Origin of the sequence: Myroides oncorhynchi (assembly GCF_020905415.1) — a bacterium.
In the GTDB taxonomy this organism is placed as follows: domain Bacteria; phylum Bacteroidota; class Bacteroidia; order Flavobacteriales; family Flavobacteriaceae; genus Flavobacterium; species Flavobacterium oncorhynchi_A.
The window spans coordinates 383,325-403,464 of the sequence record NZ_JAJJMP010000001.1 but is presented as its reverse complement, the minus strand read 5'-3'; the positions used below and the strand labels follow the sequence as shown (position 1 = coordinate 403,464).

Genomic DNA, 20,140 nt, shown 5'->3' with positions numbered 1-20,140 from the left:
TTTGGATACTATTTAATTATTGTTAAGAAGAGAAGTACTCAGTTGGATTAGTTTTATCTTTGGGTATAGAGTTATTCAGTTAGCTCCTCATTTAAATAGATAAGATATGAAAGTTGAAATATGGTCAGACGTAATGTGCCCTTTTTGTTACGTTGGAAAGAAGAATTTTGAGAATGCGTTGGTACAGTTGCCTTTCGCAGATAAGATAGAAGTAGAGTGGAAAAGCTTTCAGCTTGATCCAGACTTGCCTGTAGAGGGATTAGAGATGTCAACGAAAGACTATTTAGCTCAACGCAAAGGTATGCCTGCTGCACAAATACAAGGGATGATGGATAATCTGCAACAAGCAGGTAATGCGGTTGGAATAGACTTTAAACAAGATCAGTCTATCCCTGTGAATACCATCAGAGCACATCGCCTTATTCACTTTGCTCAAGCGCAAGGTAAAGGGAACGAAGCAGAAGAAGCATTATTCTTAGCGCACTTCACTAACGGAAAGAATGTAGGTGATATAGAAGTATTAGTTGCTATCGCACAGGAGATAGGATTAAAAGCAGAAGAAGCAAGAACATTCTTAATCTCTGATGCGCAGTTAGAAGAGGTAAATGCAGATATCGCAGAGGCACGTACTCTAGGGGTGTCAGGAGTGCCATTCTTTGTATTGGATAGAAAATACGGTGTGTCAGGAGCACAACCTACTGAGGCATTCGTAGAAGCGTTAACACAAGCATACCAAGAAAGCCAACCTAAATTCGAGATGAAAGGTGGTAGTGATGCAGGGGCTTGTGGTCCTGAAGGATGTGAGATATAAGTGAGCATAGTTGATTTATAAATAAGAACACCCCATTAATACACTGTATTAATAGGGTGTTGTCATTTATAATTGTAAAGCGAAAATAAGTTCATTGTTGAGGTATTTATTGCTAAAAAAATGATTAAGCTAATCTTAAAAGTGACGTATAAACCCTGATATAGTTAGTATCTTTGAGCCACTAGAAAACAAAGAAAGATAAATGGGATTGAAGATTCTACATACAGCCGATTGGCACTTAGGAAAGAGATTAGATAATTTTAGTCGCTTAGAGGAACAGCGCAAAGTGCTTGACGAGATCTGTGAAATAGCAGAGCGTGAGGCAGTGGATGTTGTCTTAGTAGCAGGTGATTTATTTGATGCCTTTAACCCACCCGTAGAGGCTGTAGAGTTATTTTATAAAACATTGAAACGCCTTGCCAAAAATGGTGAGCGTCCTGTCATCGCTATAGCAGGTAACCACGATAGCCCTGAGCGCATAGATGCTCCGGATCCATTAGCACGTGAGTGTGGGATTATCTTGGTCGGATTACCTAATGCTGCTGTGACACCTTTTGAGATCGAGAACCAATTTAAAATATCGAGGTCAGCAAATGGCTTTTTTGAATTGAAGTTAGACCGATTTAAGCAGCCGATACGCATACTACATACTCCTTATGCTAACGAGCTGAGGCTTAAGAAAGCTTTAGATACTGAAGATAAGGGGACTGCTCTTAATGAAGTGCTAGGGGAGAATTGGCAAGCATTAGCAGATAAATATTGTAAGACTAAGGGAGTGAATCTACTGATCTCACACCTGTATATGATGAATCGCAATGGCGAGCTGTTAGATGAACCTGATGGAGAGAAACCTCTAAAGATCGGTAATGCTGATATTATCTATAGTGATATCATCCCAGAGCAAGTGCAGTACACTGCTCTTGGACATTTACATAGAGCACATCAGGTAGGCCCAGAGGATAGACCTGTAGTGTATTCAGGTAGTCCGCTTAGTTATAGTTTTAGTGAGGCAGGACAGCAGAAGTGTGTGATGATATTAGATGCTGAAGCAGGCAAGTCCATTACTTATACGCAAGTACCTCTAGAGAGTGGACGTCAGCTATCTCGTATGAAGTTTAGCAGTGTAGATGATGCGGTGGAGTGGTTAGTCGCTAATCCGTATCAATTAGTAGAATTAACTATCGTTAGTGATACGTTCTTAAATGCGGATGATATGAAGAGGTTATACTCTGCTCACGATGGGATTATCACTATTATTCCTCAGGTCACACTGAGTGATAAAGGCGAACAGTCTAATGCGAAGCAAGTCAATCTAGATCAGGATATGCAAGGGCTTTTTAGAGATTACTTTAAAGAGAGAAATAAAGGGCAAGAGCCTAATGAGGAGTTAATGGATTTGTTTAAAGAGATATTAGAGTAGTACAGTATGATACCAATTAAGTTAACGATAGAAGGACTGTATTCATATCAAGAGAAGCAGGTTATAGATTTCACAAGTCTAATAGAGGCAGGGTTATTCGGTATATTCGGAAAGGTCGGATCAGGTAAGTCGTCGATATTAGAGGCAATCTCTTTCGGATTATATGGAGAGACGGAGCGTATGAATAAGAATGATAAGCGTGCTTATAATATGATGAACCTAAAGTCAGACCGCTCGGTGATTGACTTTGAGTTCTATAATTTTAAAGAAGAGAAGTATCGCATCTACAGAGAGTTTAGAAGAAATTCTAAAAAATTTGATGATGTGAAGAGAGGTGATACGACGTTATATAAAGATGAAGATGGGATATGGGTACCACAGAAGGAACTTAATATGCCTGATATCGTTGGGCTAAGTTATGAGAACTTTAAACGTACGATTATTATTCCACAAGGGAAGTTTAGAGAGTTTATCGAATTAGGCGGTAAGGATAGAACCAAGATGATGCAGGAGATATTTGGTTTAGATCGTTTTGATTTGGCAGATAAGGCGAAGCGTTTATATGGTACTACTAAGGAGAGTCTAAACGTAATAGAAGGAGAATTAAAGAGTTTTAGCCAAGTTACAACAGAGGAAATTACACAAAAGAAGACACTACATCTTCAGGAGAGTGAGAAGAGTAACGAGCTGAACAAAACATATAAGCAAGAGAGCGAAAGCTATCAACAGCTCAAAGCAGTGAAAGATGACTTTGAGACATTGGCAACGAAGAAGACCGAATTAGCACTATTAGAAGAGAAGGTACCACAAATAACTACTCAGAAGAATGAGTTGATTCAGTATGAACAGCTAGATAAGGCATTCTCTGCTGTGTTAGTAGAACAGAAGAATGTAACTGAGAAAGTAGCTACTCGTGAGACAAGATTAAATACTGTCACTAAAGAAACAACTGATCTACAAGAGCAATTCACTAAAGTTAGCAATGAACTGAAGGTAGCGGAGCAACAATATGCAGGTTTAGAACACTTAAAGGCTGAGTTGTATGAGTTAAACTTAATTAAGGAAATCAAGAAAGCGCATAATGCTAAGGCTATTCTATTAGAGCGTCATAAGAAGGGAAAGGCTTTTGTAGAGGAGGCAGAGCAAGCTTTTAAGACAAGCAAAGAAGCTTTAACTCATCAAGAAAATGAACTAAATACCGCTAAGGGTAATCGAATAGATACAACTATGCTGATGTCTTTAGATGCGTGGTTTACGCAGCAGTCTTTTTTTGAGAAGAGTATGCAGGAGGTACAGCAGTCTATGGCTTCATTAAATACGGAGATACAAGCAGTAGATAGTGATATAGCAGGACTGAAATTAAAGGATATTAATCAGTGGGAACAGGAGATAGAGAACTATAGAACTACTTTCGATAAGGAGATCAGTGATATAGAAGTAGAGTTACAGAATCTTAAGGTGGCGCAGGAGTTGGCACGTTATGCTAACGAATTACACGATGGGCAAGCCTGTCCATTATGTGGATCGGCACACCATCCTCATATTCTACAGGGAGACGATGTGACTGTATCTGTACAACAGTGTGAGAATCGCTTAAAGGAGGTAAAGGATAAGCAAGACAGATTAAAGAAATACGAACGCAAGGCTGTTAGTCTATTTGATAAGAAGAAGCTACTGTTAGGTCAAGGACAAGAGAACCAACAAAGGGAACAAAACCTTAGACAACAAGTAGAACTTCATCAGCTTAATTTCGTATGGACGATAATAGAAAAAGGAAATGCAGAGCAATTTGTCAATCTTAAGAAACAAGCTGAGATAATCAGTAAGCAAGTAGAAACACTTGAGAATAAGTTAACTGTAGTCACTAAAGAAGTAGAACTACACCGTGGTCAAGTAGAGAAGTTCACTAAAGAATTAGGAAGTATAGAACTAGAAGGCGCAAGTCTAGAAAGTGACGTCAAGTCTAAGAGTGAGCAGATCATCAGACTTCAGATAGACACGTATCTAAACTTAGAAGAAACAATATTAGCGCAGCAGGTTCAGCAGCGTGAAGCTAATGTAACGTTAGTAGAACAGCGCTATAAAGACTTGACTGCTCAGTATAGTATAATGTCTCCTAAACTAGCAAGTTTACAGGCAGATGTAAAGAATGTACAAGCGGATTTAGCAGAGTTAAAACAAGCATTAGAGCAGAGTAACACTACTATTACTTCACTATTAAGTACGCATCGGTTAACTACTGTAGAAGAAGTGATCGCTGTATTAAGTAAGAATATTAATGTAGAGCAACAGAGAGAAGCTATACAGGCATTCGAAGTACAGTTAGAAGTAGTTAGAAATGCAGTGAATACGTTAGTTGATAAGCTAAAAGACATTGCTTTTGATCATGAGAAGTTCGTTAAGCAGCAGGAGGTCATCACTCAGTTAGAAACACAGGTAAAGGAGATAACGGAGGTGGTAGCTAAGTTAGCAGGTGAGGTAGAGCGACTAGAGAAAGACTATGCGAAGAAACAAACCTTACAGAAACAATACGATGTGATCGATAAGCGTGTGACTAACTTAGGTACACTGATGAATATGTTTAGTGGAGCGGGATTTGTAAACTATGTATCTTCTATCTATCTAAAGAATCTGTGTGATATGGCAAATGCTAGATTCCATAGATTGACGAATAATCAGCTGAGTTTACAGCTTAACGAAGCTAATGAGTTTGAGATTATCGATTACCTTAATAATGGTAAGGCAAGAAGTGTGAAGACACTATCAGGAGGACAGAGCTTTCAGGTGTCACTGTCGTTAGCCTTAGCGTTAGCAGAGAGTGTACAGAGTCTGTCTAAGTCAGATAAGAACTTCTTCTTTATCGATGAGGGGTTCGGTACACAGGATAGCGAGTCGGTAAACATAGTCTTCGAGACATTGAGTAATTTACATAAAGAGAACAGAATAGTAGGTATTATCTCTCACGTGGACGAACTACAAGAGCGCATCCCGATGTCTCTGTCTGTTATTAAAGATGAAGAACGAGGTAGCGAGGTAGTGATAAACTATTAAAAGATATATAGCCCAATCAGTTATGATTGGGCTTTTTTATGGTATGAGTGATTGGTAGAGGGATATTGTCTATTTTTGTTTAAAAGTCATTGCTATGAAATTAGATAAGAGTCAATTGTTAATGTTACTGTTGATATTAGGGATTAACTTGCCAATGTTGGGACAAAAGAAAATAACAAGTAGAACTATCGCTTATGATGGGATGATAGACAAGTACCCTATCAAGGCGTATATGGAATATAAAGAGAATGGCAATTGGGTTTATGGAAAATATATCTACGCAAAATATCCTACTAATGAGCCTATAACATTGGTAGGCGACATGCCTGTGAAAACATTTAGCTTTAGTGAAGAAGTGTATGATGTCAAGAGTAGGGAACGTAAAACGACAGGGATATTCCAGGCGGGAGACTTTGCTACACATAAGGTATTAGAAGGTAAGTGGACAAATAAGTCTAATAACAAGGTGATGAACTTTCTGTTTAATGCTGTAGAGAAGAATGCCGATGCAGTGTTCTATTATAAAGCCAATGTGGGTAAGTGTGAAGAGCAGAGTTATAATGAGTATTACGTAGCTTTTAATTCAGTGAAGATTTATGATGAGCACAAGCAGTTTATTCAGGAGATAACATTACCTGAATCTTATACATATAAGAAATCAGGTGTAGAAGTGAGTATGGGAGATTATAACTTCGATGGGTATTTAGATATCGTAGTGTCGCATTATTACCCATTCGTGAGTAAAGGGGATTATGGAGAATATTATTTGATCTATAACCCAACTACGAAGAAATTTAAATATGATAAGAACTTTAATACAGATTATAGTTCACTAATGACGTTAAATCCGTTGAATCAAACTTTATCTACCTTTACTGCAGATGGAAATGGAAATGAAACAGAGACAACGTATAGTGTACAGGATAATAAGCCTTATAAGATAAAGTATTGGGAAAGTACAGAGGATAGTGATAAGGTGTTAGAAGTAAAATATAAACTAGTTAATGGCAAGTCTGTTGAGGTTAGCCGTACTTATAAATAGAAATCTAAAATAATAAAGTAGTGTTAGCTATACTTATGGCATTATTTTGGCTGAGAGAATAATCACACATAAAGATTATTAAAGCAATAAACGGCATTATGGAAGAAAGTAAGAACGTTAGAGATTTAAAGACTTGGGCTCAAGTAAAGGATGAGGTATTCGGTATGATAGGAGAACCAAAAAGAGATGAGCTAGAAAAAGAGGTAGCGATATTTAGAGAACGACTACTAAAGAGAAAAGCAAAGAATAAGCATTTAGCAGAATAATATATACAACCCAATCAGTGATGATTGGGCTTTTTTGTTGTTATAGGCTCTCTATATTAGTAAATTATAGTTAAATCAAGAGGAAAGTCAATTTTATAAAAATATTAAGTCATAAATAATATACATTTGCTGTATTACAATAGAGAATCATAGGGATACCATTATGAGTATGAATTATTCAAAAGAAGAGAGAACGTCGATATATATTACAGTAGGTGTAGCAGTGTTATTATTTGTTATGCTATATTTTATACGATTTATAGAGACGCAGACCGCTCATAACTACTTCGGAGGTGGAGGAGGTGGAGGTACAGGTGTATCTATCGCTTTAGAAGGTAGTCCTGCTCCCTTAGCGACAGAAGATCATACGCCAATAGTAGAGCCTGTGAAAGAAGTGGTACAACCTGTAGAAACAGTTAAAGAAGAGCAGGTAATCGCTTATGAGAAGAATGATGAGGCACCTGTAATAGTAAATAAAGTAGATAAGACTAAGACTGATAAAAAAGTAGTAGTAACAGATAAACCTGTTGTTAAAAAGACAGAGGTAAAAGAAGTCAAGAAAGCAGAACCTGTAGCTAAGAAACCTGACGTATCTAATGCTACTAAGGATGCGCTAAGCAGTCTGATGAATGGTAGCAAAGGTGGTACTGGTAACGGAGGTAATAGTAATAATGCCAATGGTGGACTATCAGGTAGTGGTGGATATTATGGAGTAGGTAACGGTAGTGGTACAGGCTCGGGAAATGGTAGTGGTGTAGGGCCAGGTAGCGGAAGCGGAACAGGTGGTGGTACGGGAAGTGGAACAGGAACGGGTGTAGGTGGTGGAATAGGTTATTCTTTAGAAGGTAGAGCTGCTTTAGTAAAGCCACTACCAAAGTATCTGTGTAATGAGGTAGGTAAGGTAGTAGTAGAAGTTTGGGTAGACCAATCAGGGAATACGATAGAGGCTCGTGCAGGTGTAAAAGGATCAACCAATACAGTGAAGTGTCTGTTAGATCAAGCAAGGATAGCAGCTATGCAAACCAAATGGCAACCTAATCCTAAAGCTCCAGACAAGCAAGTAGGTCAGATAGTATATAACTTCTCTTTAAATTAAGAGAGTATAGAGATAAAAAAGGGATGAACTGATGTTCATCCCTTTTTGCGTATATTATTTCGCTTGTGTTGCGATAACAAATTTAAGGTTGTTCTTAACTCCTATTTGGAGTACATCTACTAACTCTTGTATCTGTGAGTCAAAAGGTATTCTTACCACTACAGCTTGGTCAGTGTGCGTTCCCATCTGTGCTAATAACTCTCCTTCTAGTTCTGATAGGGCTACTTCCTTTTTATTGATGAAGTAACGCTTATCTTCTGTGACAGAAATACTGATATGTTGTGTTGTCGTCTTCTCGTTATTTGCAGCCTTCGGTAGCATCATCTTAATCACATTAGGATTAGCTAAAGTAGAAATAATCAAAAAGAACAGCAGTAAGAAGAACATAATATCACTAAGTGAAGAGGTAGCTACTTCTGCTTGGAATCGTTTGTTTCTTTTAATTGCCATTTGGTCGTTGTATTGCATTTATAAATTCAAGAATAGCCTTCTGAGTCTTTAATAAATAATTGTCAATAGATGAGTTTAGAAGGTGATAGATAGCATACGCTATAATTCCCACGACAAGACCAGAACCACTACTAATCATCTTTTCATATAGACCTCCAGAGATATTAGCGATACTGATGTCTTCAGAGATAGATATATTATAGAAGATTTTGATAACTCCTAAGATAGTCCCTACGAAACCTAAAGTAGGTGCTATACCTGCGATAAGTCCTAAGTGACTTAACTTTTTCTCCATAGTACCAATTTCAATAGTCGCTACGCGTTCCATATTAGACTCTATCTCAGAGATAGGTCTTCCGATAGACATCGTACCTTCTTTAATCACACGTGATAATGCACTGTCTTCGTTGTCAAGAGTCATTTTTACAGAGTCAAGTTGCCCCGTTTGTAATAGAGCAACGACGTTACCCATTAAGTTCTTATTTGACTTAGTCTCTTTAGAGATATATAAATAGCGCTCTATAGATACATAGATCGTATATAATAGTAATAGGACAATAGGAATCATAAATACCCCTCCTTTTAAGACAAAGTCTAAAGCTGATATTTCAGATTGTTGAGTAGTAGTTTCAGCAAGATTAGTTGCTGCTTCTGTCACAGCGTTAACAGGGACTTGTAAGAATGTAAACATTATTTGTACGTTTTATAATCGCATCAAATATAGAGATAAAATTAACTTACTGTAAGAATGTTTTTATTCTATGCTTAAATTTATACAAAGTATAACAGTCTATTGCGAAAAGAATATCTCATAGCCCTTTTATTAGTCTTTCTGATCTATACTAATGAATCTACTAAGAATAGAAATAGCCAACCCAAATAGAGCAATAATAGCAAAGGCAGTCTTTAGAGAAGATTGTTGTGCGATAAAACCTATGATAGGAGGACCTAAGAAAAAACCAAGAAAACCAATACTAGTGACTAATGTTAACGCTTGCTGAGGTGGCATAGATTTATTATGTCCTGCAAGGTTATAACACATCGGCACGACAGCTGATACTCCTAAACCTACCACCATAAAGGCTATAATAGTAGAATATACACCAGGGAACATCACAGAAGACCCTAGACCGATAAAGAGCAAGATACCGCAGAATAGAAGTGTCTTCTGTTCTCCAAATCTTCTAACTGTAAAGTCAGATATAAAACGACCACTTGCCATCGCAAACATATAAGCGGTCAGCCCATATCCGATAAGGTGTACAGGTGCGTGTGTGATATGCTTCATATACTCACTAGACCAATCTGTCATAGTTCCCTCTGCTACCATCGCAAAGAAGGCTAATAACCCAAGCATTGTTAAGTTCTTATCAGGTAATTGAAAGCCTTTCTTTTCTTCTTTTATAGGACTTGTGCTTTGTGCTTCTGTTGTTTCAGGGATAAGATACTTAAACAATAAAAGTGAAACGACTATTCCCACTGCTGAGTAATAAATGAAGTGTTCTAAAGGAGGAACATAACTACTAATCATCTCAGCACCTAACCAAGAAGCGGCAAAACCTCCTATACTCCAAGTACCGTGTAGCGAACCAATGATTTGCCCTTTGTATAGTTTAGAGACTTTAATCGCTTGTGTGTTAATAGAAATATTAGTGATATTACTGATTGCTCCGAATAAGACTAAGTTGACTTTAAGTTGCCACAATACATCCCAATAACCAATACCGACTAATAGTACTAAGTAAGTTAGCAAGAAGAAAAGAGTTGCTTTCTTACTTCCTAATAACTCGATAATCTTACCCGCTATCGGTAACGTGATTAATGTACCTATAGAAATATATAATAATACGAAGCCCCAAGCAGAGTCATTTACTCCAAAAGCTTCTTTAATAGTAGGAATACGAGATGCCCAAGAAGCTGATATACCTCCGAAGATAAAGAATAATACAGTGACAGCTATACGGGCTAAGTGTTTTGACATAAGGTTTTTTTTGATTGTATGGTGTAAATGCAAAGGTATTAATAAAAAAACGGTCTGTATTCGCTACAGACCGTTGAGGTATTATTTATTTCTTTATTGCCTTAGCAATGCTTTCTAAGTTTTGGTTGAAGTCCATCAGTTGACTTAACACTTGAGCTGTTTGATTATCCTTGCCAGCCATTCCCAGTTTGTTTTGTTTAAGGAAGATATCTTTGATAGCCTCCCAACGTTTACGCTCTGTATCAGATAGTTTATTAGCAAGCTCTTTTAACTTCAGCAAGTTTGCTTCTGTATCAGAAGTCAAAGTCTGTGACTCATTCTCATAGTGCGTTAAGATTAACTCGTCTATCTCGCTGTCATTCATCAGTGGGACTATGCGACTCATCATCTTATTCATATCACGGTACGAACCTTGTAACTTAAAGGCAGGTTCTACTCTATACGCATTGTCCATACTAGCACTTAAGATATACTGTTGATTTACCTTTAGCACGATATCTCTTACACTTATGGCTTTTTTCAGTACAGCAGTGAATTCTTCTATCTCTTGCCCACTGAAGTTACCTTCTAAGGATAGCGACTCTTCTGACTTAGTCTCGATGTGATTGATTAACTTATAGAAATCATCAAGAGAGTTACTACTTAACTTCTGTAAGTAAGTGTTTTCTGCTATAGCATTCTCTAATAAACTCAATTTAAATAAATGTTCTGTACTACCGATTACATCTCCTAAGTTATAGGTATCAGCACGGTTAGCTAACATATCAGGTATCTGAAACTTCTCTCCTGACTCTGTATATGGGTTACCTGCCATAATAATACAGAATCGTTTCCCTCTTAAATCATACGTCTTACTTTCTCCTTCGAAGATACCATCCATCTTACGCTGTCCATCCGCAAGCGAAATAAACTTCTGTAAGAATTCAGAGCTACAGTGCTGTATATCGTCTAAGTAGAGCATCACGTTATCTGCCATCTCAAATGACAAGTTGATTTTCTTCAGCTCTTCTCTTGCTCCCGAAGTCTTCGCTTCTGTTGGGTCAATAGAAGTTATAGAGTGTCCGATAGTCGGTCCGTTAATCTTCACAAAGTGAAGACCTAATGCATTGGCTAAGTACTCCATCAGAGTAGTTTTACCGTATCCAGGAGGAGATACTAATAATAGCATTCCCATACGGGCAGTACGCTTACTATCTCCATGTACACCGATCTGTTTCGCTAAGTTGTTACCGATTAATGGGAAGTACACCTCATTAATCAGCTTATTACGTACAAATGAAGTTAGTACACGAGGTTTTAACTCATTTACTTTTAGTGATTTCTTATATTCACTAAGTAGCATATCTTTTGTAGAGATAAAGTCAGTGAACATTGGTACACTCTCTGTCTCGAATATATCCAACTTATGTATATACTCGTGATAGTCTAAAGTATAGATGTCATTAATGATTAGAGCGTGATTACCTTTTAGGTTCTTTATGACAATACTATCTGTACTTTCTTTTAAAGTATAGTTATACTGTTTCTCAAATAACAACAAACAACAAGTCTCATCGATGTACTTCTTGTATTCAGCTACCTTAGGTTCATTGTCAAGATATGAATACAACCAGTTTTGAATCAAATAGAATGCGTCAAGTGTACTTAAGTTACCATCGTTTATATCATTTTCAAAGGTTACATTAGCATTCTTTTGTTGCAAGAAAGTAACAAACTGTTTCTTTAATTGAGAAGCCTGCCCCGCTTTAGTAAAGAATACTCCGCCAGTAAACTCATCGAATAAATACTTCGCGATGTCTTTTTGATAAGCCATTGTACGCATAGGAGATTCCCACTGTGCGTATAGTTCTTCTAATTGATTTAGGATATACTGATAGTTCGCACTATTAGGGAATACCTTCTGTACAGCACTTGCGCTATTAATACTTTTTAAGATAGACTCTCTAAGCTCAGTCTCTAATTTATACCAGAATACCTGTGCAGATACACGTATAGCAGGGGCGTAGGTAAGAATACCTAAATCTGCTTTTAACTTTAATAGCGCTTGAGTGATTTCTTGCCCATCGAAGTCGTGCACTCCTTTAAGGTATCCCTCTGAGTAGTTCTGTTCTGTTCTGTATTTAATTGCTTCAGTTATATCTAAGACAGGATCCTTTTGAAGCTCCTTGTAGATTTGATACGCTAAGTATTCAGCTCTATAAACTTGATTGTTTTCAGAGATGATATCTTGATTCCATATTGCTCTATACGAGTATATTTTATCATCAGTGATAGGGTAGGAGAAGCTCGTACCTGTCAAGTGATAATATAGAATATCATTACGTCTAACGATCGTTAAGTCTAATGGTTGTTTATTGACTAAGAACTTATGTGTACCTAAGCTAATGATATTCTCTCCATCAGCGAATAAGTCTTGCTTATCTCTAAGCGTACGCAGTGCATCTTCTTGACTTGTTTTTACGCTATTCTCTAAGTTCTCTGACTTAGATACATCGCCTAAATCTTTCAACTCTATGACTAACTGACGTACTTTATCAACCATCAAGTCAGTAGAGAAGAACGCTAATATCTCTTCTTTTGATTTAAAAGAAGCGGACTTGTTCTCTATGTTCTTTAAAATACGAAGACCAATCTGTTCTAATGAACTTGTACGTCTGTTAATCTGCTCGACTAACTGTGTCTTACGAGTATCAAAAGCCTTAGATACTTCCTCGCGTTTATCTGCAATCTTTAAGATGAAATCATCAAAGTCTGCAAACTTGCTTTCAAGTTCTTCTACCTGTACACTTACCTTAGAGTGATACTCATCACACTTCTCAGGTGAGTTAGACAACTCTAAGAAGTTGATAATACTCTGATCAAGTAAGGTCAACTGTGCGTGAAACTCTGCGATAGATTCATTGGTACGCAGTGAGTCTATCTTTCTCTTTAGCTGTGAACGCACCTCATTAAGCGAAGCAAAGATGACAGAGATCTTCTCTATAATCTTCGTCGCCTGAGTAGTGTCCTCTATCTTTAAACTGTTTAAGATATCGATTAGCAATTCTAGCTCTCCTGAGATAGCCTTACAGTTCTCATCTATAACATTAGCATCTATAACCTTGGTTACTTCGCCTACTTTAGCTTTCTGATCAACTACTTTTTGCTCATAAGGAACTAAAGCTTGCTCTTGTAGTAAGAAGGCAATTGTCTTATCCGATAGAGATTCATTAGTTTTGCCTAACTGCTCTTGGTATTTATCTAAGATCGTTAAGTCTACATATTTTGTTTGGCGTGCACTGATGACCTCACCTAATAGCTTTCTGTTCTCAGCTAATAAATGTACTAAACCTTCAAGTGTGTCGCTCTTAGCATTCTTTACATTAAAGAGTTGTTTGTCTACCTTATCACTTAATTCAGTTAGTAGACCAGAGGCTCTTTTGCGTTGCTCTTGTACTTTCTCAAACTCATCTATTGCAGTATTAGCGATATTTCTAATCTGATCAAGTGGTTCGTTTAAGCTCTTAGTATCTTTGGTTTTAATCCAGAAATAAGCATCTATAATGTCATTCGCTTTTTTAGCGATGTCACCATATAATCCCTCATACGAATCTTCTTTATCGATGAGGTGGATGATTTCTTGACATTCAGCCATCGCTTTCACGATGTCTTTATTCCCTATTTTGTATAGGTGATTTTCTTTTTGCTCTTTATTCTCAACTAAAGTAGCAGTATATGGAGTTTCCCATATCTGTACTACGTGATGTCTGACTGCTTCATTCTCTGAGCGGAAGTATATCAGTTTACCATCGTTAAACAAGGTGAAACCACTACATACAATAGGTGTTTCGACAGACTGTTTAATGATGTTATATGACATCAGTGTGTAAATGTTGTTCTCTGCTTGATAGAATAGGTATAAGAAGTCCTCTCCATTATGAGATGGAATCATTCTAACGAACTCAAGATTCTTGACACTGTTATCAAATATCTTGTAATCCCCATTCTGCAAGTAATATCCATTAGAGAAGATGATACCCTGCCCATCAGGTAGTAGTATTCCTGTCTCATTTAGAGCAGGTACATTGATTACTTGTTTGGTTCTATTGTTAAAGATAAAAGCACGGAAGTCTTCTTGATACGGCTTGATGCGTATCGCGATAAAGTTACCTAAGTCTGCATAGAAGTAATCTGCATCATCTAATTGCTGATCTACGTTTAGTACAGGCTCAGAGTAAATCCCTTGCCCTTTATCTGTATTATCTTCTATTTTAAAAGTAATATCTCCTCCGACAGCTTCTATAAATACTTTATCTTGTATAGAGATATGAGGGTGTACTCCTAAACGTCGATTCTCAAGATTAGTCTTAACCCAATTAAATTCAAACTGAGGGCTTTTAACTACCTCGTGAATGCTTCTGTCATCTTGATAGATTAATTGTCCATCTTTAATCAGCCATTTAAAAGCCTTTAAACTATCAGCATTCTTACTTGTTTGGAACACCATATAGAGGTAATTCTCGGTCTTCTTAAATCGGCTGAAGATTGAGTCTCTGTAGTATTTATATAGGTTTTTATAATCATCAACGAAGTTAGCATCATTGATAAAGTCTAAAGAGTGTGGTAAGAATTGATTGTCATCGAAGCGATAGATACTAAATACATCACTTAGTTGAATGTCTGTTTTAAGCCCAAAGTGTACGTTATACGCGAAGATACAAATGTTGTCAAAGGCGATAATACCTCTAGCAGTACAGTTGTTCTCTGTCGTGATACGTTGATTAGCGATAAGCTTTAGATCTACAGAAGTAAATACCTCTTTACGGTCATCATTAAGTGCATTTAATCGTGTGATTAAATCCCCCTTTTGAGCCTGAAGCCTTCTCTGTATTATCTCATAAGTATTAGAATCAAGTGATTCTATATGTTGGTTTTCTAATTCAGCCATATATAAAGGATACTTTGTATTAGAAATGATATCTAATACGCAGGTAAATTAAAAATAGGATAAGTATATTATCTCAAACTGCAATTGGGATTTACTGAATAAATTCTACTTTGCATATTTAAGATATTAGATAAAGTCACTCTTCTCATAGGAGAAGAGTGACCTATATTATTTATGATAATCTCTTGTTACCTATGCCTAATGTTTGCACTGCATTAGCAATAGTGCCAAGTAGTCCCATATTATCTTCAGTAGCGTTTTGTTGCATTTTGATAACTAACGAAGCGATACTAAGATTCTTTAAATCTTCTGATGTAATATTGAATTGTTCAGCGTAGTATTTAATATTGTTAAATAACTCCCCTTGACTAATAGAAGATCCATCACCTAATAGAGCCATTTTAATATCTTGAGCATTCTGACTCTTATCGATTAATTGGTCAAATCCTTTCGCACGACTTACTTGGTTAATTATATTCTCAAAGAACATTGTCTCTCCACCTACGATGTCAATCTTAGCTGTTTGAAGCGCAGAAGATAGTACGTCAGCTTGTGACTTAGCAATATCTTTTTGGATATTAATAGCAGCAAGTTCAACTTCTTTTTCTTTTTGAAGTTGTAGTTTGAACTCTTCGTGTTCTTTACCTACACCATCCATTTGCTTCATAGCATTAGCTTTTTCTTTTAATCCTTGAGCATCTGCTATCGCTTTTTCTTTGATAACTTCTGCTTCCGCTAATCCCTCTTTTCTCTTCGCTTCAGCTTTTGCCTCGATACCAACAGCCTCAGCAGTAGCGATACGTTGTATTTTAGCCGCATCTACGATACTTTGTTGTTCGATAGCCTCTGCTTTCGCTTTGATAACTTCTGCTTCAGCAAGACCGATAGTCGCATCCTCACGAGCTTTCGCATCTGCAAGAATCTTACGAGCCTCTGCTTGTTTAATAGAAGCTTCTTTCTCTGCTTCAGCCTCTATCAGCATTTGTTGAGAGATTTGCTCTTGAGCAGCTTTTTTCGCCTCAGCATCTTTTACAGTTCTGATTAAGTTCTCTTCTGCTATTCTGCTCGCTTGTGTGATACCTACTTGTTTCTCTCTATCTACAGCACGGAATGCTTCTATATCTTTTATACCTTGTTGTTCCTCTACTACACCTTTCTCTAGTTGTACTCTTTCGCGGATAACATCTTGTATCGTTTTTCTCTCTTCCTCTACAGCTCTTTCTTTGTTGATCTGAGCTAACGTTACGATACGCTCTCTCTCAGTCTGTTCTAAAGCTCTGTCTTTTTCTACTCTTTCTGTTTCTACAGCATCAGTACGCTCTTTATTTTTAGCAGCGATAATTACTTGACGAAGTTTGTTTTCTTCTAATATAGCTAAGCTTTCTTCTGTAGCGATGCGTACACTCTCTGATTTAAGACGCTCCTCTTCGCGTACTTTTTGAATTTCAGCTTCTTCACGAGAGCGAATATTATCTACTTCTCTACGTTGTTTTTCTTCTTTTTCAGATAACTGTCTTTCAAGTTCTAAGATAGCCTCACGTGCTTCTACGTCTTGCTTCTTGATCACTTTTTGCTCATCTCTACGGATAAGGTTAGCATTGATATTTTGCAACGCTGTAAGCTCTGTAATCTTCTTAATACCTTCAGAATCTAAAATATTTTGAGGATCTAAGAACGAAATATTAGTTTGTTCTAAGTAATCAATAGCACAATCATCAAGGATATACCCATTTAAATCCTTGCCAATGATATTAAGAATCTCTTCTCTAAACTCTCTACGAGCCTCATATAATTCGATAAACTCAAATTTCTTACCTACTGTTTTTAAAGCTTCTGAGAACTTCGCTTCGAATATGTTACGCAACGTTTCTACATCACTTGCACGCTCACATCCTAATGTTTGAGCTACGTTTATCACATCCTCCATAGATTTATTTACTCGGATAAAGAAAGCTACTTTGATATCTGCACGGATATTATCTTTACAGATAAGACCTTCATTCTGCATTCTATCGATTTGTAGTTTTTTTACAGAGATATCCATAATCTCCATTTTATGAAATACAGGTACTACATAAATCCCTTTATTAAAAGCAACTTTTGTTCCCCCGACCCCTGTTCTAACGATTGTTTTACCCTGTGGTATTTTCTTATAGAATGATGCAAGAATTGCAAAAAATAGTAATACTAATAGAAAAAGTGCACCAATAATAATAGCTATTAAGGTTCCAAAACCAAACTCTCCCATCGTTTTTTAATGTTTATAGTTAATAATGTTCTTGTGTTATTATGTTTTTCTTACTTGGAATACATTGTCAGTATCTGATTTTTTTGTGATAATGACTCTATCTCCATATTTTATTTGACTACCGTCTATACTTGTAACTAATATTTTTATTGGGTCTTGATCAACAACAATCTCCATATTGCCATGTTTGCTCTCAACGATACTTGATAGCATTATTCCTTCTCTACCTATAAAATCAATAGCAAGCTCGCCGTGATATCCTGTGTTTTTTAGGAACTTCACTAGTGGTAGAGTAGCATAATGCGTAAGGATGATCGCTAAGAATGAAAGGGGAATTAGAATGACTACAGACCAAACCCCCATATTTACGACCTTAGGTATTGTTGTAGTTAATAGGGTACCAGCCCAAGTAAAGAACTTAAAGATGGTAAGAATTATCATAAATGGAATCTTACCCACATTCATAAACTCAAGTACTTGCATAAAGAGACTAGGCTGTCTTATATCTATGTGATCAGCTACATCTACTTCTTTATCGTGAATGACATCTATGTGATTCTGTTGTAAATCAAAGTCAGTATCTACATCAGCGTCAATATCTACATCTACATCTATTTCAGGATTGACATCCATATCTATGTCAAAACCGTCAAAACCACCTAAGACAGCTGACATTACCCAATAAATAAAGCTTATCCCCATAAGGACACTCATTATAGCGTTAGGTAAAGGGTTAAATAAATGATGAATAATTTCTGTCATTCTTTGTTAGTAGGTAAAATGTTATTTTATGTCAATTTTTAGATAATTTATCTTATCAAAGATAGAGTAAAATATTTTATTACTATGTATAAAAATTACGGATTAGATGGTGTTTGTGCGATTTTATCCCTTTTGGATACATGTATTAACAAAAAAGGCGAAACATTGCTGTTTCGCCTTTAATTTTGTTTTTGAGGTGTTTAGTTGTTAACTAAGCCCTTCTATTAATCCGTCTACTAAGTCAATTCTTAAAGCTTGAGGTGATTTTGGCAATCCAGGCATACGCATAATATCTCCTGCTATAGCTACGATAAATTCTGAACCTCTATTGATTACTAAATCATTGATTACAATGTCAAAATCTTTTGCTACACCATAAGCTGTAGCATCTGAAGAGAAAGAATATTGTGTCTTAGCAATGCATACAGGATATTGATCCATATCTGTGTTTTTTAGTTGGGCTAATTTCTTTTTAGCAGTAGAGGAGAACTCTACTTTATTGGCTCCATATATTTTTTTAGCGATATTTTCTATTTTTATAGCAATTGTCTCACTGTCATGATAAGGGAACTTAAGTGGTTTACTAGGATTACTAGCAATAGTATTAACTACAACTTCTGCTAATGCTGTAGCTCCTTCACCACCTTCGGTGAAAGCGTTGTTTATTGCAAAACCAATATGATTGTCTTTACAGTATTGTTCTACTATTTGTAATTCTTCTGCATCATCAGTTGCGTATTTATTAAATGCTACGACTATGCTTTGTCCATACGATTTGATATTCTCTACGTGCTTTGCTAAGTTCTCTAATCCTTTGCGGATACCCTCTACATGCTTCTGTTTAATCTCTTCGATAGCTATACCACCGTGCATTTTAAGCCCTTGTGCAGTAGCGACTATTACTGTAAGCTTTGGTTGTAAACCTGATTTTCTACACTTGATATCAAAGAATTTCTCTGCTCCTAAATCTGCTCCAAATCCCGCTTCGGTAATCACATAATCGCCGTAGCTCATCGCCATCTTAGTAGCTATAACAGAGTTACACCCGTGTGCGATATTAGCGAATGGTCCCCCATGTATAAAAGCTGCCGTATTCTCAGTAGTCTGTACTAAGTTAGGATTAACCGCATCTTTTAGCAATACAGTGATAGCGCCAGCTATGCCTAGATCTTTTACTGTAAACATATTGCCATCATATCTATATCCTAATAGGATGTTCTCGATACGACGTCTTAAGTCGTTAATATCTGTAGATAGACATAGGATAGCCATAATCTCAGATGCTGGAGTAATGTCAAATCCTGATTCTTGTGGTACACCATTAGCACCTCCTCTTAATCCAGTGTTGATATATCTTAAACTTCTGTCATTTACATCAAGTACTCTTTTCCATAATATCTCTTTGATTCCATTTTCAGCAGATCTATTCTGGTAGATATAGTTATCAAATAACGCACTGATCGTATTGTGAGCAGAAGTTATGGCATGAAAGTCTCCTGTGAAGTGAAGATTGATATTCTCCATTGGCAATACTTGTGCATATCCACCTCCTGCGGCTCCACCTTTCATCCCAAAACACGGACCTAAAGAAGGTTCGCGTAGTGCTACGATTGCTTTTTTGCCTATTTTATTTAATCCTAATGCCAGTCCTATGGATACTGTAGTCTTACCGATACCTGCTTTGGTAGGAGTAATTGAGGTCACTAAGATTAGGTTAGACTTGTTAATATTCTCTGTGTGCATCTCTTCTAATGGAACTTTAGCCATATATTTCCCATAGGGAATTAACGATTCTTCAGTCACACCGATAGACTGTGCTACATCTTGTATTTTTTTCAACTCACTTTCACGAGCGATTTCGATATCTGTTTTCATTAATAATAATAGTTTGTGTTATTGATGAGTAAAGATAATATTTTTATAAAAATGACATCTATTTTGTTTATTTGATAAACTTATTACTGATATTAAACTGTAAGGAGTGAAATATAAAGAAATGTGTAAAGAAAAATAGGTCTTTTAAAGTTTAAGATAATTTGGAACTCTTAATTTTACATTGCTTCTAAAAAATTAAGTAATTTATTAA

Annotated in this window: 13 protein-coding genes; 6 read left to right on the top strand and 7 right to left on the bottom strand. The window is 36.6% G+C overall.

The features are described from left to right. Window positions 1-106: 106 nt before the first annotated feature. The 6 genes from LNQ81_RS01585 (at window position 107) to LNQ81_RS01560 (ending at window position 7,686) form a co-directional block, all read left to right on the top strand. Complete coding sequence (locus LNQ81_RS01585) at window positions 107-811, top strand: DsbA family oxidoreductase (protein ID WP_229944430.1); 705 nt, start codon at window positions 107-109, stop codon at window positions 809-811. A gap of 202 nt (window positions 812-1,013) precedes the next feature. Further along, complete coding sequence (locus LNQ81_RS01580; RefSeq protein WP_229944429.1) at window positions 1,014-2,231, top strand: metallophosphoesterase family protein; 1,218 nt, start codon at window positions 1,014-1,016, stop codon at window positions 2,229-2,231. Between the two features lie 6 nt (window positions 2,232-2,237). Next, window positions 2,238-5,282 (top strand): SbcC/MukB-like Walker B domain-containing protein, encoded by a 3,045-nt coding sequence (locus tag LNQ81_RS01575; protein ID WP_229944427.1) that lies wholly within the window; start codon window positions 2,238-2,240, stop codon window positions 5,280-5,282. Window positions 5,283-5,376: 94 nt separating this feature from the next. Next, window positions 5,377-6,324: an XAC2610-related protein gene (locus LNQ81_RS01570; RefSeq protein ID WP_229944426.1), complete on the top strand. Its 948-nt coding sequence runs from the start codon at window positions 5,377-5,379 to the stop codon at window positions 6,322-6,324. Window positions 6,325-6,422: 98 nt separating this feature from the next. Then, on the top strand, window positions 6,423-6,590 hold the full coding sequence (locus LNQ81_RS01565; protein WP_229944424.1) for a hypothetical protein: 168 nt from the start codon (window positions 6,423-6,425) through the stop codon (window positions 6,588-6,590). Window positions 6,591-6,759: 169 nt separating this feature from the next. Then, window positions 6,760-7,686 (top strand): energy transducer TonB, encoded by a 927-nt coding sequence (locus tag LNQ81_RS01560; protein ID WP_229944423.1) that lies wholly within the window; start codon window positions 6,760-6,762, stop codon window positions 7,684-7,686. A 54-nt stretch (window positions 7,687-7,740) separates the two neighbouring features. Here the strand turns inward: LNQ81_RS01560 and LNQ81_RS01555 are convergent, their stop codons facing one another. From LNQ81_RS01555 to LNQ81_RS01525, 7 genes are all read right to left on the bottom strand, one after another. Next, window positions 7,741-8,136: an ExbD/TolR family protein gene (locus tag LNQ81_RS01555; protein ID WP_173835546.1), complete on the bottom strand. Its 396-nt coding sequence runs from the start codon at window positions 8,134-8,136 to the stop codon at window positions 7,741-7,743. Next, complete coding sequence (locus tag LNQ81_RS01550; RefSeq protein WP_229944421.1) at window positions 8,126-8,827, bottom strand: MotA/TolQ/ExbB proton channel family protein; 702 nt, start codon at window positions 8,825-8,827, stop codon at window positions 8,126-8,128. The genes LNQ81_RS01555 and LNQ81_RS01550 overlap by 11 nt, the downstream gene beginning before the upstream one ends. A gap of 132 nt (window positions 8,828-8,959) precedes the next feature. Beyond that, on the bottom strand, window positions 8,960-10,117 hold the full coding sequence (locus tag LNQ81_RS01545) for an MFS transporter (RefSeq protein ID WP_229944420.1): 1,158 nt from the start codon (window positions 10,115-10,117) through the stop codon (window positions 8,960-8,962). Between the two features lie 85 nt (window positions 10,118-10,202). Further along, the gene (locus LNQ81_RS01540) at window positions 10,203-15,044 is read right to left on the bottom strand and encodes a DNA repair ATPase (protein WP_229944418.1); all 4,842 of its coding nucleotides are present in this window, start codon (window positions 15,042-15,044) and stop codon (window positions 10,203-10,205) included. Between the two features lie 172 nt (window positions 15,045-15,216). Next, window positions 15,217-17,292, bottom strand: coding sequence for a flotillin family protein (locus LNQ81_RS01535; RefSeq protein ID WP_229944416.1), 2,076 nt, complete (start codon window positions 17,290-17,292; stop codon window positions 15,217-15,219). Between the two features lie 39 nt (window positions 17,293-17,331). Beyond that, window positions 17,332-18,054, bottom strand: coding sequence for an OB-fold-containig protein (locus tag LNQ81_RS01530; RefSeq protein WP_229944415.1), 723 nt, complete (start codon window positions 18,052-18,054; stop codon window positions 17,332-17,334). 207 nt (window positions 18,055-18,261) lie between these two features. After that, entirely contained in the window at window positions 18,262-19,929 is a 1,668-nt protein-coding gene (locus LNQ81_RS01525; RefSeq protein ID WP_229944414.1) for a formate--tetrahydrofolate ligase, read from the bottom strand. Window positions 19,930-20,140 lie beyond the last annotated feature (211 nt).